Consider the following 15,425-nt stretch of genomic DNA (forward strand, 5'->3'; position numbering starts at 1 on the left):
CCCTCATTTCCGCAGGTTGTGGCCTTGGGCGACGATTCTGCGTCCTGACCTGGAGCTTGCGGCAAGCCCCCTGGCGCGCTATAAGTTGGGAGAGGCAAGGAGAGCGTTCTCCTTGCCTTCGCTGTTTCCCGCCCCCAGCCCCCGCCTCGCCCTCCGCCGTCCTGGCGGGCGAGCAGCGCCAAGGTCCGCGCTCACGACCAGCGGTGGACGTCGAAGCCGTCGCGATCGAGCGTGGTCCTGATCCGGCCGAGCCACTCCGCACCCAGCTGACGTCCGTTCGGGAGCCGGTCGTCCCGGTCCCAGCGCCATGTGGTGATCATCGCCAGCACGAGGACCCGGCAGGCGCGCAGCATGTCCTCATCGGCAGTCGGCCGGTGCCCGCCGACTTCTTCCGGGGCATGGGCGAGATCGAATTCGACGGGTCCACGGCAACACGTCTCGAAGTCGATGAACAGCAACCCCTGCGGCGTGGCGAGCAGGTTGCCCGGGTGCGGCTCGCCGTGCAGCAGTTGCTCGTCGCCGCCGCGCTCGCCGATCACGCGGGTCAGGCCTCGTAACGTGTCGCCGAGCAGTTCCCGGTCCGCGTCTGCGAGTTCCGGGGTGCGGTCGCGGTTCGCCACGAGGCGTCGCGCCCGCTCGACCCGATCCGTGAAGTGCGGCGCCGGGACGTCGAGCCGGCGCATGCCGGCATGCAGCCGCTCGAGCGCGTCGGCGTAGTCGGCCGGTGAGACCTCGCGGGACGGCGCGGACTCGTAGTGGGTCCACAGCGTGACGACGAAGCCGTCGCGCTCATGAACGCGTGGCCCCGCCCGCGGATCGGGCACGGCCACCGGGCACCCGGACTCGGCGAGCCGCTGGGCGACGTCGAGCTCGAACCGGGCGGTCCGATGCGCGACAGGAGCCACCCGGGCCACGACGTCACAGGGCAGCAGACGCAGAGTGAGCTTGTTCGAGTCATGAAGAACCGTCACGTCGTCGGCTGCCAGGCCGAGCGATGCGGCGATCGATCTCGCCGCGGCCACCGCACGCACCACGTCCGACACCTGCATCCTGCTGGCCTCCTTGCTCCCGTCGGACGGTCACCGCCGACCGGGCTCACTGTGACGTCGGTCTTCCGTGGCGCCGGACCCGCGGGTGGGCAACCGGCTCATACGTGGCCCTTGCCGTAGAAACGGACGTAGTCGATCGTCATCGTCGCGGGAGACGGGGTCGAGGCGTCGGGCGGGCCGGGCCAGTCGCCTCCGACGGCGACGTTGAGCAGCAGGTGCATGTCCTGCTCGAAGACCCAGTCGCGGGGTGCGGGCAGCTTCGAGGGAGTCAGGGTGAAGTACGGCTTTCCGTCCACGGACCAGGTGACGCGCTGCGGCTGCTTGTCCACGGCATAGGTGTGGAACGCCTGCGAGGCGTCGGACGGGAGAGCGAGGGAACCGCCGATGCCGTTCTCGTTGAAGTAGGTCGGCCCGTGCGCGGTGCCGTACACGGTCCGCGGTTCCCCGCCGACCACCTCGCAGATGTCTATCTCACCCTGTTCGGGCCATTCGGCTCCGTCGTCGCCGAGCATCCAGATCGCCGGGAGCAGACCCGTGCCGGTGGGCAGCCTCGCGCGGACCTCCGCACGTCCGTGGGTGAGGGCGACCTTTCCCTCGGTGGTCAGACGGGCCGACGTCCAGGGGCAGAACTCCCGCGTGTAGCAGGGCAGCCGGGAACCGCCGGGAGCCGGCCGGGCCGAGATCAGGAGATGACCCTCCCCGTCGAGGGCGGAGTTGGCCACGTCGTCCGTGTAGTACTGCAGTTCGTTGTTGCCCCACCCCTCGGCGTCCCGGTTCCCCGTTTCCGTCCTCCAGTACCGTTCCGACGGGCGGGTAGCCGCCTCTCCGTCGAACTCCGCCTGCCAGAAGGGCTTTTCCCGGTCCGAAGGGGAGGGTGCTTCTTCAGCGGAGCCACACCCCGACAGCAGTCCGCTCAGCGCCAGCACGAGTGCCAAAACGGTACGTCGGTTCATGCGCCGCTCCCTGAAAGATCCTGCGGAAGACGATAGTCGAGGACACCGGTGGCGATCCGGCACGGCCGACCCGCTCCGGGGGAGGCCGGCGCCTCCACAGCTCGCCACTGCGGCGCCGTCCCCTCGCACGCTCCATGGTGAATCGATGGAACCCCGGGCGGTGCGTCGCTCTCTGACGTGTCGAAGGGGGACGCACATGAAGAAGGTCACGACCCGATACGCGCCGACGGTCGCGGTGGTGCTCGCCTGCTGCTGTCTGCCGCTGACCGCCTGCGGCACGGAACACCCCGGGGCGCGTGCGGCGGCCACGGCCGGACCCGGGGCGTCCGCGGCGGACGGGACGAGCGACGACGGCCGGGAAGACCTGCCCGACACCACCTCTGACGACCAGGGGACGCTGCCCGACACGACTTCCGACGACCAGGGGACCTTGCCCGACACCACCTCTGACGACCAGGGGACGCTGCCCGACACGACTTCCGACGACCAGGGGACCTTGCCCGACACCACCTCTGACGACAACGGGAGCGCGCCGGCGAACGGTCCGAACCGCTGGTTCCCGATGCTTCGTGAATTCCGCGCCTACCTCGCCACGAGCGTCACGAAGGCGGATGCCGCTCTCGCCGCCCACGTGACGAGCGTCCGGATCCGGGTGCCCGTCGGCAGTGCCCGCAGTGAGGCCGTCGTGCGGGTCGACTACGGTGTGGCGGAACAGGCGGAGGCGGACCGCACCGCCGGTGTCTTCGCCCACTGGCGGCGTTCGGTGTACGGCGATCACGGCCACGTGGACGTCCTCGGCCCGGCGAAGACCACCGCCGAGAAGGACTGGTGACCGACGCCGGCCTCGAGGCCGCCTCCGGATCAGCCGGTCCCCTTACCCCGATGTCCGAGGAGAAGACGACCATGCAGACCGCGCAGACCGCGCAGACCGCGCAGACCGCGCAGACCGCGCAGACCGCGGAGATGCAGCAAGTCGACCACGACCTCGTCCAGGCCGCGGCGCATGTCGCTCGTACTCGCTGCCGGGGCGACAACCACACCATGGCGGCCGCGGCCCGTGCCCGGGACGGCCGGATCGTCACCGCGGTGAACGCCTATCACTTCACGGGAGGCCCCTGCGCCGAGCTGGTCCTCATCGGCGCGGCAGCCTCCCAGGGGGTCTACGAACTGGACACGATCGTCGCCGTCGGCGACCGCGACAGGGGCGTCGTCCCGCCGTGCGGCCGGTGCCGTCAGGTCCTTCTCGACTACTTTCCCGCGCTCAAGGTCATCGTCCGGGAAGGGGACGGCGTCCGCACCGCGCTCATCTCCGACCTGCTGCCCGCCGGCTACGTCTGGGCCGACCACCAGCTCGACGCCGAGTAGCCCGCGCGGCCCCGGCACGAGCCGGCCCCGCCGACGGACGACAGGGTGCGACGGGGCTCGGGCGGCTCACACGGCCATGGCTTCCTGGAGCCAGCGGGAGACCCGGTAGGGCAGCCAGCACGCCAGGTCGCCGACGCGCAGGACCAGGTGTTCGGCCGTGAACTCCTCGAGGACGTCGGCCGGTACGTCGGAGTGGTGCGTGCCCGGGGAGAGCAGGGCGATCGCCTCACTGTAGCGGGGCTCCTCGGCGGTGAAGCGGCGCAGGTCCCCCCAGCGGCGGTCCCTGATCTGGACGAAGCCCGGCCCCTGACGCCAGACCAGTTTGCACAGGTAGTGCCGGGTCCGCCAGGCGTGCAGCGCTTCCTCGGCCCCGTCGAGCCCGGTGAGGGTCCGGGGCGGCTGGAGGTGGGACAGCACCTTCCACTGGTGGGTGGACTCCTGCGGTGACAGACGAAGGTCCCAGTCGACGGAGACGGCGCGTGCGGTGAGGTCGCGCACCAGACACAGCCGGTCCACGACTCCGCGATGGGCCGCGGCATCGTCGCTGGACAGGTCGACGACGGCGTCCAGTTCGGCATGGCGTACGCCCAGGTCCCACAGCTGGTCGACCTGCGGGGCCCGAGGGGTCACCGGGATGGTCCCCAGCGACATGCCCGGCAGGTCACGGGCCTGCGGGTCGAGGTCGCGCCAGGCTCTGACGGTGACGCTCGGTGCGGTGGCTGTCATGTGCGATCCTTCGTCGAGGTCGTGGAGCCGGCCGGGCGGACGGAGGGCGGGGGAAGGCGGCGCTCAGGACGAGGCGGGTGCGGGCTCGGGCTCGGCCGCCGCGCCGGCCTCGATCGCGGTCGTGGTCTCGCCGCGGGTGTGTGCGTGGCGCATGTAGTCCAGACGCAGCAGGTCCTGGTTCACGGCGGCGGGGGCGATGTGCACGTACTGGCCCGCGTCCGTGAACACGATGCCGAGCGTGACCCACTCCTTGAGAAGAGCCTCGACCTGGTGCGGGGTGCACGGCGCGACGCCGGCGGAGCCGGTGGCCGAGGTCAGCTTGCGATGCAGCGCCACGACGGTGTGCGGCTGGTCCAGGAGGCGGAAGAGCGCGGTCTCCAGCGGATCGGTGAGCTGCAGGGTCCGCCACGTGAAGGACGGCCGTCTGCTGACCAGCACGATCCGCTCGCCCAGATCGGTGTGGGTGAGGCGCGCGTCGGCGTGGTGCTTCTTCCACGCGGCGATACCGTCGTTCAGGAGGGTGACCGTGGGCTCGCTGATACCGCGTTCCGGCGCCTGGAACACGTAGGCCAGATCGTGCAGTTCCGTCTCGGGCAGGTCGTAGGTGAAGAGGTAGTGCTCCTCGGGCCGCAGTCCGGTGAAGCCCAGTTCGGGGCGCTTGAAGTACGGGCTGAAACGCTCGATGGCGATGCGTGCGGACAGGTCGGCCGGTGGGTTGAGGTGCTCCAGGGCGGGGAGCTGACGGATGACGGGTTCGTAGTCCTCCGCGGTCTCGCCGGGAAAGCCGTGCAGATAGTTCCACGACACCGACAGTCCGGTCTCCGCGGCGTCGCGGAGCATGCGGACGTTCTGGCAGCCGCTGACCCCCTTGTCCATGAGGTCGAGGACGCGGCTGTTGAGGCTCTCGATGCCCGGCTGGACGTAGATGAGCCCGGCGTCCGCCAGCACCTGCAGCTGAGGACGCCGCATGTTGGCCTTGATCTCGACATGCATGCGCAGGTCGTAGCCGCTGTCGATGACGCGCGGCAGCACGGTGGACAGGTAACGCATGTCCAGGATGTTGTCGACGACGTACATGTCGAGCACGCGGTGACGCTCCGCCAGGTCCATGATCTCCTGGTAGAACGTGTCGGGGCTCTTGCTGCGGAACTCCATGAAGGAGCCGTTCAGGCCGCAGAAGGTGCAGTGGTGCTTCTCTCCCCACCAGCAGCCGCGTGCTCCCTCGACGACGAGTTTCGGCTCCACCCAGCTTCGTGCCACGGACGCGGCGAGGCGTTCGAAGTAGCCGCTGTAGTCGGGAGGCAGGATCGCCGCGGGCGGCAACGGCCCGGTCGGCATCGGGTTTGCGGTGTGCGCCGAGTCGGGCGTGCGGTGGCACAGGCCCGGGATCGAAGCCGCGGCGGCCGGGTCGCCGTCGCGCAGCGCGCTGAGCAGTTGAGGGAAGGCGGCCTCGCCCTCGCCGCGGACCACGTAGTCCACGAAAGGGAAGTTGCGGTGGACGGCGGCGCCCTGCTCGGCGTCGCAGTTGGCTCCGCCCATGACGGTCACGATGTGCGGGGCGAGAAGCTTGATCCGGCGGGCCGCAGCCAGCGCGGCGGTGTTCTGCTGGAAGGTGGAGGTGAACCCGACCACGTCGGGCTCCAGATCCACGACGCGCTGGGCCACCTCGTCGACGAACTCCGGTACGACGCGGTGCAGTTCACGGGTCATGAGCATCCGGGACCGGCGCAGCTTCGGCGTCATCGCGTCGACGAACTCCGACTCCCTCCACTGCGGGTCGTCGTAGAGCGCCGAGGAGAACACCCAGTCGCCGCAGCCGAGGAAGTAGGAGGACAGGGCGTAGTAGTCGTAGTCCTCGGCCGTGAACTCGGTCCGGCTGGTGATCCAGTCGGTGAACTCCAGATTGGCGTGCAGCACCTCGCACGTGGCGTCCTGGACGTGTTCGTCGACGCTTCGTTTCAGGATGCCGAGCGCCAGTGAGGGCAGGTCTATCGGGGACCAGGGCATGTTGACGAGAAGTACGCGCACGATGGGCTCCTCGGAGCACGAACGGCCGACGGGACGTGAGGCGGGGGAGGGGAAGGAGCCCGGCCGGCCCGGTGAAGCCGGGCCGGCCGGGCCGTGGGTCACTCCTCGTCGTCGCTCTCGGCGCCGTTGCGGAACGGGATGGTGATCTTGATCCCGATGCCCGGCTTCCGGTTCTCCTCGTCGCCCGCGAGCGGGTCGTTGTGGATGATGTCCTTCTGCACGGTGGTCCTCCTTCTCGAGTTCATGGCGTGTTCTTCGGGCGGGTGGTGCTGTGCACCCGGTCCCGCTGTGTCGATCAGCGGGGCCGGGGCCCTCCGGGCTGTGCCGGAGGACGTGAGGGGGTGTCTGCCGCAGGTGGGGGCAGACACGTGTGCAGGAAAGTCAGGGAGCGGCGCAGGACGGCGACATGTGCCGCGCCGTCGTAGCCGTCGTGTCCGGTGTCGAGCCACATCTGCTCGTGGGCCACGCCCGCCGAGTCCAGGGCGGCGGCGTAGCTGCGGATCTGCTCGGGCGGGCACTTGACGTCCTTCTCCGCGCCGACCAGCAGCAGCGGCGCGCTCACCTTCGCCGTGTAGGTGAGGGGGGAGCTGTGGGCGTAACGTTCCGGCGTCTCGTCCGGCGTACCGCCGAACCAGCTGACGTCCAGGGCCCGCAGCGCGGGCGTGGTCATGCGGTGGGCGGTGACCCAGTCGGCGACGGGCTTCACAGCGATGCCGGCCTGCCATGTCCGCGGGCGGGTGCCGAGCGCGAGGAGCACCAGATACGCCCCCCAGGACACCCCCCACAGAGCGGTCGAGCGGTCGTCGGCGAGCCCGCGGCGGACGAGATCGGCCCGTACGGCGGCCAGGTCGTCCACCTGGGCGTGGCCGACGTCCGTCCCGAACGCCCGCCGCCAGCGGGGACCGTAGCCGGTCGATCCACGGTAGTTGACCCGCGCGACGGCGTATCCCGAGGCCACCAGCGAGTGCACGGTGGCGTCGTAGGCGTCCCGGTCGTGGTCCGCGGGTCCGCCGTGCACCAGGAAGACGGTCGGCGGCACGACGGCCTCGGCGCCGCAGCCGGAACGGGACGGGGAACGGGAATGGGAATGTGCGTCGCCGGGCCGGTCGCCGTCCTCGCCCGGCAGGCTGAGCAGGGTGTGGACGGAGCCGTGGGGCGTGGGGGTCCACAGCTCGGTGTGGACCCCCGGCACGCGCGGCAGGGGGCCGGGCGTCGGCAGCGCGACCCCGTCCGTCGAGCGGAGGACGGGCGGGTGGGCGGTGTCGGTCCACAGGTAGTGCAGCCCTCCGCCGGGCCGCGGGGCCGCGTCGAGGAGGGTGCCCGCGGGGGTGGTCACCACGCGGCGGCTACGGTGGCGCAGGGACACCCGGTGCAGCAGCGACCGGCCGTGGCGCTCCTGGCGCACCAGCACCTCGTCGGTGTCGGGGTACCAGCAAGCGGTGATCTCCGTGTCGAAACGGCACCAGGAGTGGGTGACCAGCCCACGGCGCGCCGTCCACGTCGCCAACTGGTAGCCGTCCTCCAACTCGTGCACCAGCAGCAGTTCGGAGCGGCCCGGCCGCGGCGAGAAACCCCGGCACCAGAATCTGCCGTCGGGTCCGTCGGGTCCGTCGGGTCCGTCGGGTCTGGCGGAAGCGCCAGGGAAGTCAGGGAAGTCAGGGAGGCCAGGGAGGTCGCGGCCGTCGAGGTGGGGCAGGGCGGCGACGACCCGGCCCGAAGGGTCCACGACGATGACGGTCGCGTCGCCGTCGGACACGGTCGCGAGGGCCACCAGATCGCCTTCGGGCGTGATGCCGCCCAGCCGTGCCTGCCCGGCGGTGCGGAGGAGCTCGCGCGGTGCCCGCCCTCGCCGTCCCACCAGCAGGCTCGTGCCCCCGTGACGGGACGCGACCGCCGCGGCGACCGTCCCGTCGGCCGTCACCGCAAGACCCCGCGGCGACCCGGCCGGCGCCCCCGGCAGACCGGGCAGCCGGCAGCCGCCGTCGAAAGGCTGGAACCACCAGTGCCCTCGGCCCTCTGCGTCCTCGTCGAACCACCACACGTACGCGTCGGCGTCGACAGCGTGATGCACCGTGCCTTCGGGGCGGTCGGTGACCTGCCGGGCGCTGCGGGTGGCTGCGTCCCACGTGAACACCTCGCAGCGGCCGTCGGCGTCGGCCGTCATCACCATGCGCCGGACGTCGCTGGGGCACACCTCCGGCAGGGCCCCGGAGAAGACCTGGAACGCGTCACCCATGGCCGTCCCCCGTTCCGGTGGCGGACACGGCTCCCGCGCGCAGCACGCCGGGAGCTCTGACCTGCGTGTACACGGCCAGCGCGCCGAACAGCACGGTGCACAGCAACACGGGCGTGCGGAGGCTCCATACGGTCACCATGAGCGAGGCGAGCGCCGGCGCGCCGGCCGCGGCCAGCGCGGCCACCGAGCCGAGCACACTCGCGGTCCGTGACTGCAGGGCCGCCGGCGTGCACGCGACGGCGACGCTCGACAGGACCACGGTGATCAGCGGCACGAGCAGGGACAGACCGGCGAAGGCCACCCCCCAGCCGACCGCGCCGTCCGCCCACACCAGTGCGCCGCACGGCACGGGCAGCAGCCAGGCGGCCAGGGTCAGCAGCCGCGTCGCACCCAGCCGACGTACCGCGGGGGCCGCGACCAGCGCCCCCAGGAGTCCTGCGGCCCCCGCCGCGGCGAGCACCCCGCCGGCCGCCGCGCCCTGCTCGTCGGCGCCCAGCCGGAACAGCGCGGTGTAGAAGAGCAGCGTCAGCGTGCCCCCGGCGGTCGACGTCCAGACCAGAACGAGTCGCAGCACCGGGGAGCGGGACACCATGACCACGCCCGCCTTCGCGGCGCCGAGCCGCGCGGCCCACGTCGCGCGCGGGCGGGTGCCGCGCTCGACCGGTGCGGCCTGGGCGACGGCGGGCGTGTCGAGGGGCGTGCGGATGGACCGTACCCCGAGTGCGGCCGCCGCGTAGGAGAGGGCGTCGGCCAGGAACGGCAGGGGCCGGGCCAGCTGGAAGAGGGCCCCGCCGAGCACCGGGCCCACGACGAGCGAGATCTGGTCGCCCACCTCCATCCCGGCCGCCGCCCGCGGCAGTTCGTCGGCGGCGGCCACATGGACGAGGGCTCCGCGCGAAGCGGCCTCGTAGGCCACCGCGCACAGCCGCTCCGCCAGAGCCAGCGCCATCACGACCCATAACGCGGGCCGGCCCAGACACATCAGAGCCAGCACTCCCGTGCACAGGGCCGCGAGCGCCGCCGACCCCGTCATCAGGCGCCGCCGCCGTCCCTGGTCCGCCGGCACCGCAACGATCGGTCCGAGGACGACTCCGCTCAACGCGGCGACGCTGGCCAGCGAACCGGCGGTGCCCGGGCTGTGGCCGAGTTCCAGGAGCAGCAACGGCAGGACGAGCCCGGAGGCCTGGCTGCCGAGCCCGTCGACGGCGTTGACCCACCACAGGATCCTGAGGTCGCGGTGTGCCCGAGCGGGCGGACGGGGCCGCGGGCCGGCCCGGTGCGCACGGTGGGGTCGTTCGGCGGTGGGATGCTCGTCATACGGTGGGACGGGCCGGCCCGAAGGCCGGCGCACCGGTGACCCGTCTACGTTCCCCACCCCCCGTACGCCTGGGAGCCCGTGCCACAGGCCGGCTCCGTGTGCTGTGCGTAGAAAATGTGCGTGAAACGTGAAAGTGAGCGGGAGCCTAGCCACCGCGCGTCGCCGGCGACAAGTGCCGAACAGTGCCTGATCGCCGCCCAATATGCGGACATGGCCGAGGATCGACTGGTCGGCGTCGGGATCCGTCGTCAACGGGCCGAGCGCGGGGAGTGCCCGGCTCTGTGCCGGTTCCGCGAAGGCGCCGGGTGTTTCGCTTCACAAGCGCATAGCGATGCGGGTGCCGCTCGTACACCCGCCCGCCCCGGGCGAACCGTGCCCCCGGCGCGGCACGCATCGCTGTTCGCCGCACTCGGTGTTGCGGGCCGAACCCGATCCGCTGTCCGAGCAACCGTTGCGCTGCTGAACTCCGCTGTTCACGAACGATGGTGATGTTCCATCAGGTCTGAGAGGCCAGGCCTGGCGCGACGTATGCCGAACTCTCGCCGTCCCTGAGGCCGCGGGCGCCGCATTGGCCGACAATCCACCTTCAGGGCCGATGGATATCGGCCAAAAAGCCGGGGAGCGGGTGGTGCGGCGGGTGGCGCGGGCCGACGCGGACCGGCCGACGGGGACCGGCGCGGACAGACCGGACCGGCCGGACCGGCGGGCTGGGCCGCGGGCGCAGCGCGTGCGCGGGCAATGACAGGCAGGGGATCGGCGAGACGCGTCGAGTCGGGAGCCTTCCCGCGCTCGCGGCGCGCACGTATTCGCCCTGCCGACGTGAGGCTCCCGTCACGGCCGGCGCCGGGCGTCGGGACTGCGCCGGGGTGAGGCCGTCCGGTTCGCCGGCGTGCCCGCCGCCCGCCCCGCTTTCCCTCGGCTTGCGCAACCAGGTATCTTGCATCGCATGGAACCAGGTGATTCGGCCAAGCAGGCCCGGGCTGCCGCGCAGTTGCGCAAGGGCGTCCTGGAGTACTGCGTGCTCGCCCTGATGCGGGACCGCCCGCGCTACGGCGTGGAACTCCTTCACGCCCTGGAGGAGTCCGGCGCCCTGGCCACCAGCCAGGGCACGGTCTACCCGCTGCTCTCCCGGCTCCGCCGCGACGACCTGGTCACCACCACCTGGCAGGAATCCGCCACCGGGCCACCGCGTCGTTACTACGCGCTCACCGACAGCGGCCGGGCCGCACTCGACGAGTTCACCCGCGTCTGGCCCGGCTTCCGCGACGCCGTCGACGCCTTTCTCACCTCCCCGCACCCCTCCACCGGAGACCTCACATGAAGACCTCTGCCGACCCCGTTCGCGACTACCTCTCGGCCGTCGAGCGCGAGAGCTCCGCACTCCCCGCCGACCGCCGCCAGGAGCTCCTCGCCGACCTCGCCGAACACATCGAGGTGACACGCGCCGAACGTCCCGACGCCACCGTCGGCGAGATCCTCGCGGAGCTGGGGGACCCCCGCACCATCGCGGCGACGGCGCTGGCCGAGGCCGGGAACGCGGGTGCCGGAGCCCTGCCCCGCAACGAAGCCGGCGCGTCCGTCCGGCGTGGCAAGGTGCACCCCCTGGTCCCGCTCCTGATGCTGACCCTCTCGCTGCCCTTCATGATGCTCTTCCCCGACCTCCCGGGGCCGCTGTTCGGCGTCCTGTTCCGCATCACCGGCGCGGTGCTCCTGTGCACCTCGGTGCACTGGACCGCGGTCCGCAAGACCACCGGCGTACTGCTCACGGCCATCCTGCCGACCGCCGTCATCGCCACCTGGAACCTGTCGGGCGCCCCCGCCGGCACCCCCTCCCTCGTGGCCAACCTGATAACGCTCGCCGTGCTGGCCGGCACGGCCGTATGGCTCTATCGGGTGCGCCGCGCCTGACACCCGGGTGAAGCGAGATCAGCCGCCGCGGGACTCGTGGCCGGCGCGGGGCCGGCCACGCGGAGGCCTGCGGCGGCTCACCTCACGCGGCCCTCACCCCCGTCGGACTCCTCGGCCTCTTCCTCGTCGGGAAGGTGGACGTCGTCGACTGCGATGTTCACCTCCACCACCTCGAGGCCCGTCATCCGCTCCACCGCGCCGATGACGTCGGTGCGCACGTCCCCGCTCACCTCGACGACGGAGTAGCCGTACTCGACGACGATGTCCAGGTCGACGGCTGCCTGGCGCTCCCCGACCTCGACCTTCACCCCTTGCGTGACCGCGCCGCCTCCGCCCCCGGGCACGCGTTCCCGCACGGCGCCGAAGGCACGGGCCATGCCTCCGCCGAGGCGGTGGACACCCGGCGCCTCGCGGGCGGCCATGCCCGCGATCTTGGCCACGACGCCGTCCGCCATGGTGGTCTTCCCCCTGGTCTCCGCCGGTGCGCCGGCCCCCGTACGTCCCTTCAGGGTGCTCACGCCGGCCTCGGGCCGGCCGGCCCGGGCGACGCTGGTGGTGTTCTCCGTCATGGCGATCACCTCAGCTTGTGTCCGATGTGCTGTGCGGGCCCCGGGTACCCACCCCCGGCGAACCGTGAACGGAATCGGAACAGCGAAGGACGAACAGCGAAGGACGAACAGCGAAGGACGCCGTCCCCCGGGCCGGCACCGGCACAGCGGCCGTGTCGCCGCCTTCCGCCGCGCCCGCGCCCGCTCCCGGCCACGCCCCCGGCCCCACCTGTGCGGACCGCGCCGTCCGCGGCAGGCAGGGCCGACTGGGCTGTTTGCAGCAACGGCGAGCGCATCGGCATCCGCGACCGGTGAGGCTTGACTTCTGCAACCGCCCGTCGTCCCTCGTCAGGAGCCTGCATGTCCCGGTGCCCCGCGCGCTCTCTTCGTGCCGCGCTGCGATCACGTCTCGGATCCGTGTTCGTCGTCGCGGTCGCCTCGTCCGCGGTCCTGGTACCGGCGACCGCGGGCGCCGCCACCGGGCCGGCGGAGGACCGCGCGCTGCAGCGTCGGATCGACCGGCTCGTCGGCGAGCGGGGCGGCCCGCCCGGAATCATCGCCTTGCTGCGCGACGGCCGGAAGACACGTGTGTTCCGGGCGGGCGCCGCGGACCTGGCGACGGGCCGCCGCCCGCGGGCGACGGACCACATGCGGATCGCGAGCACGGCCAAGGCCTTCAGCGGAGCGGTGGCCCTGTCCCTCGTCGACCGCGGGAGACTGGGCCTCGACGACACCTTGCGCGAGCGGCTCCCACAGCTCCCGGGCGCCTGGGGCAAGGTGACGCTGCGTCAGTTGCTGAACCACACCAGCGGCCTGCCGGACTACTCGCAGGCCCCCGGGTTCACCGCCGTGCTCGCGGCCGACCCGCGTCACCACTTCGACTCCCGTCACCTGCTCGACTACGTGGCCGACGAGCCCCTGCGGTTCAGCCCGGGCAGCCGGTACGCGTACTCCAACTCCGACAACATCGCTGTCGCCCTCATGGCGGAAGCGGTCACCGGTACCCCGTACGAACGACTCCTGCGGCGACTCGTCGACCGGCCGCTGCGACTGCGCGACACCAGCCTCCCGCAGGGCTACCGCCTGCCCGAGCCCTACCTGCACGGCTACGACATGAGTGACCCCGACTCTCCGCAGGACGTCAGCGAAGTCCTCGGCGCCTCCGGCGCATGGGCCTCCGGCGGCATCGTCTCCACCCCGGCCGACATGACCCGGTTCATCCGCGGCTACGCCCCCGGCGCGCTCTACGGCAGGAACGTCCTGCGGGAGCAGCGCCGGTGGATCGCGGGTGCGTCCGAGCCCGCCGGTCCGGGACGCAACACCGCGGGCCTGGGCATCTTCCGCTACGCGACCCGGTGCGGCGTCGTGCTGGGCCACACCGGGAACTTCCCCGGCTACACGCAACTGGTGGCCGCCACCCCCGACGGACAGCGCTCACTGACGTTCTCGGCCACGAGTCAGATCAGCGGGACCGGCGACCCCCCGCGGCTCGAGCGGCTGCGCGCCGTCCAGGAGGACTTCGTCTGCGCCCTGCTGCGCGGCGGTCGGTGAACGCACGAGACAGTCACCCACGACCGGCGCCCGCACACGCGACCGGCGAGGACGGGGCCGCCCGCAGCGGGGTGTGCGGCAGGCGCAGGTCAACGTGGTTTCAGTGCCATTGGCCCGATGCTGGGGAAACCCGCAAGACCAAGATCACGAAAGGTCGGCTCATGACCACGACAGCACAGGACGTCATCACCATCAAGCTCGAGCGCACTTTCGACGCCATGGACGACAACCACGACGGCTACCTGGACCGGACGGACTACCAGAAGCTCGGCGACCGCTACATCCAGGCGTACCGGCTGGACAAGAACGACCGCCGGGCCAGGGCCATCCAGACCTTCTGCCAGATCTACTGGCTGGAGCTGCTGCGCCACGCCGGTGTGGACGGGGACCGCCTCGCCAAGGACCAGTTCGTCATGGCCAACCGCCTCGCGGCCATTGACACCAGTCGGCTCAACGTGACCGAAGGCGGCGGCCACGCGATCTTCGACGTCATCGACGTCGACGGTGACAACGAGATCAGCAAGGACGAGTTCGCCCGCTTCCTGAGGGACGTGTGGAAGAGCGACGCGCCCGACGCCATGGACGCGTTCACCAAGCTGGACACCGACGGGGACGGTGCGATCTCGCGTCAGGAGTTCATTCGGGCGGTGCGTGAGCACTTCCTCTCCAACGACCCGGACGCGCCGGGCAGCCTGTTCTTCGGGCGCGTCTGACCCTTCCGCCCCCGGCGTTCGCCCGTTCGACCGAGAGCATCCCGTCGGCCGCCCCCGGACGTCGGTACCAGTGGGCGGCCGTCGCCGCGCGTGAAACGACGAGTCGAGTTCGTCGACGAAGCCATCCGTCTGCCCCAGCACGCAGAACCCGGCGAGCCGACCGCGCCGACAGAGCGCCGACAGACTGTCCCCTACAGGCAGCCACCCAAGACCAGGGTGAGCACCCCGAGCACCGGCCACACCAGCCCTCTGAGCTGCAGCTTCAAGTCGGCGGAGGCTCATTGCCCCACCCGCGATATTCGAGTGAACGTACGGAACGGGCTGCATAGGGTGAGAGGCGTGGACCCAGCTGACTTCTACACCGGCATCGTCGCGGACCTCTACGGACCGCTGAAGTCCTTCTCGCAGGACCCCGAACCCTACGCAGCCTTCGTGCGGCAAGCCGGGGCGCCGGCACTGGAGTTGGGGTGCGGAGACGGTGAGCCGCTGCTCGAACTGCGCCGACGCGGCCTGGACGTCGACGGCGTCGACTCCTCCGCAGACATGCTGGTGCGACTCCGACGCCGGGCGGACGAACAGGGCATCCCTGTCACCGTGTTCCACCAGCGCATGGAGGCAATGAGTCTGCCCCGCCGCTATCGGGCGATCTACCTCGCCGGGCCGACCTTCACCCTTCTCCCCGACGACGCCACAGCGCTCGCCGCGCTGGGCCGGATCCGCGCTCACCTGGCTGAGGGCGGGACCGCCCTGGTGCCTTTGTTCACCCCCGCACCGACCCCCGCCGAACAGATCGGCCGGGTGCGCACCGCCGCCGCGCCCGACGGAGCCGAGCTCCGGATATCCGTCGTCGCCGAGCAGCGCGACGAGACGACCCGGACACAGACGACGCTTCTGCGCTACCGGACATCATTCGCAGTGCTCCGGCCTTCAGGTCGGGGGTGAAGCGAATCTTGTGGCTGCGACGCGGAGCGTCGCGGTCTCGTTCCGGCGGAGCCGGACCCTGCTTCGTGACGGTGACGGATCGTCCACA

General features: G+C 71.6%; 14 protein-coding genes and 1 pseudogene. 7 read left to right on the forward strand and 8 right to left on the reverse strand.

Translation table 11 applies throughout. The annotated features are described in order from the left end of the window. Positions 1-191: 191 nt before the first annotated feature. Both IE239_RS39130 and IE239_RS39135 read right to left on the reverse strand, forming a co-directional pair. Entirely contained in the window at positions 192-1,049 is an 858-nt protein-coding gene (locus IE239_RS39130; protein ID WP_190154205.1) for a phosphotransferase enzyme family protein, read from the reverse strand. 98 nt (positions 1,050-1,147) lie between these two features. Next, entirely contained in the window at positions 1,148-2,002 is an 855-nt protein-coding gene (locus IE239_RS39135) for a glycoside hydrolase family 16 protein (RefSeq protein ID WP_190154206.1), read from the reverse strand. 196 nt (positions 2,003-2,198) lie between these two features. On the opposite strand from IE239_RS39135, the gene IE239_RS39140 reads away from it, so the two are divergent. Both IE239_RS39140 and IE239_RS39145 read left to right on the forward strand, forming a co-directional pair. Beyond that, positions 2,199-2,834, forward strand: coding sequence for a hypothetical protein (locus tag IE239_RS39140; protein ID WP_190154207.1), 636 nt, complete (start codon positions 2,199-2,201; stop codon positions 2,832-2,834). A gap of 131 nt (positions 2,835-2,965) precedes the next feature. Further along, positions 2,966-3,367, forward strand: coding sequence for a cytidine deaminase family protein (locus IE239_RS39145; protein WP_190154220.1), 402 nt, complete (start codon positions 2,966-2,968; stop codon positions 3,365-3,367). Between the two features lie 66 nt (positions 3,368-3,433). Here IE239_RS39145 and IE239_RS39150 read toward each other — a convergent pair whose 3' ends face one another. From IE239_RS39150 to IE239_RS39165, 5 genes are all read right to left on the reverse strand, one after another. Next, the gene (locus tag IE239_RS39150) at positions 3,434-4,093 is read right to left on the reverse strand and encodes a DUF5825 family protein (RefSeq protein ID WP_190154208.1); all 660 of its coding nucleotides are present in this window, start codon (positions 4,091-4,093) and stop codon (positions 3,434-3,436) included. A gap of 63 nt (positions 4,094-4,156) precedes the next feature. After that, complete coding sequence (locus IE239_RS39155) at positions 4,157-6,121, reverse strand: RiPP maturation radical SAM C-methyltransferase (protein WP_190154209.1); 1,965 nt, start codon at positions 6,119-6,121, stop codon at positions 4,157-4,159. Between the two features lie 98 nt (positions 6,122-6,219). After that, positions 6,220-6,342 (reverse strand): hypothetical protein, encoded by a 123-nt coding sequence (locus IE239_RS43080; RefSeq protein WP_268254564.1) that lies wholly within the window; start codon positions 6,340-6,342, stop codon positions 6,220-6,222. 74 nt (positions 6,343-6,416) lie between these two features. Next, positions 6,417-8,357 carry a S9 family peptidase gene (locus IE239_RS39160; RefSeq protein WP_190154210.1) on the reverse strand — a complete coding sequence of 647 codons (1,941 nt, stop codon included), beginning with the start codon at positions 8,355-8,357 and terminating at the stop codon, positions 6,417-6,419. Next, on the reverse strand, positions 8,350-9,708 hold the full coding sequence (locus IE239_RS39165; RefSeq protein WP_190154211.1) for an MFS transporter: 1,359 nt from the start codon (positions 9,706-9,708) through the stop codon (positions 8,350-8,352). The genes IE239_RS39160 and IE239_RS39165 overlap by 8 nt, the downstream gene beginning before the upstream one ends. 913 nt (positions 9,709-10,621) lie before the next feature. Here IE239_RS39165 and IE239_RS39170 point away from each other — a divergent pair. After that, positions 10,622-10,996 carry a PadR family transcriptional regulator gene (locus tag IE239_RS39170; protein ID WP_190154212.1) on the forward strand — a complete coding sequence of 125 codons (375 nt, stop codon included), beginning with the start codon at positions 10,622-10,624 and terminating at the stop codon, positions 10,994-10,996. After that, the gene (locus IE239_RS39175) at positions 10,993-11,583 is read left to right on the forward strand and encodes an HAAS signaling domain-containing protein (RefSeq protein ID WP_190154213.1); all 591 of its coding nucleotides are present in this window, start codon (positions 10,993-10,995) and stop codon (positions 11,581-11,583) included. Before IE239_RS39170 ends, IE239_RS39175 begins: the two co-directional genes overlap by 4 nt. Positions 11,584-11,660: 77 nt before the next feature. On the opposite strand, the gene IE239_RS39180 is transcribed toward IE239_RS39175, so the two are convergent. After that, a complete protein-coding gene (locus tag IE239_RS39180; RefSeq protein ID WP_190154214.1) occupies positions 11,661-12,152 on the reverse strand; it encodes an Asp23/Gls24 family envelope stress response protein in 492 nt (163 codons plus the stop codon). A 339-nt stretch (positions 12,153-12,491) separates the two neighbouring features. On the opposite strand from IE239_RS39180, the gene IE239_RS39185 reads away from it, so the two are divergent. The 3 genes and pseudogenes from IE239_RS39185 to IE239_RS39195 form a co-directional block, all read left to right on the forward strand. Then, complete coding sequence (locus IE239_RS39185) at positions 12,492-13,682, forward strand: serine hydrolase domain-containing protein (protein ID WP_190154215.1); 1,191 nt, start codon at positions 12,492-12,494, stop codon at positions 13,680-13,682. Between the two features lie 161 nt (positions 13,683-13,843). Beyond that, positions 13,844-14,395: an EF-hand domain-containing protein gene (locus tag IE239_RS39190; protein WP_190154216.1), complete on the forward strand. Its 552-nt coding sequence runs from the start codon at positions 13,844-13,846 to the stop codon at positions 14,393-14,395. Positions 14,396-14,734: 339 nt separating this feature from the next. Beyond that, positions 14,735-15,295 (forward strand): annotated as a pseudogene (locus IE239_RS39195) (class I SAM-dependent methyltransferase); the annotation flags it as partial. Between the last annotated feature and the right edge of the window lie 130 nt (positions 15,296-15,425).

Origin of the sequence: Streptomyces humidus (assembly GCF_014649655.1) — a bacterium.
GTDB classification, from domain to species: Bacteria; Actinomycetota; Actinomycetes; order Streptomycetales; family Streptomycetaceae; genus Streptomyces; species Streptomyces humidus.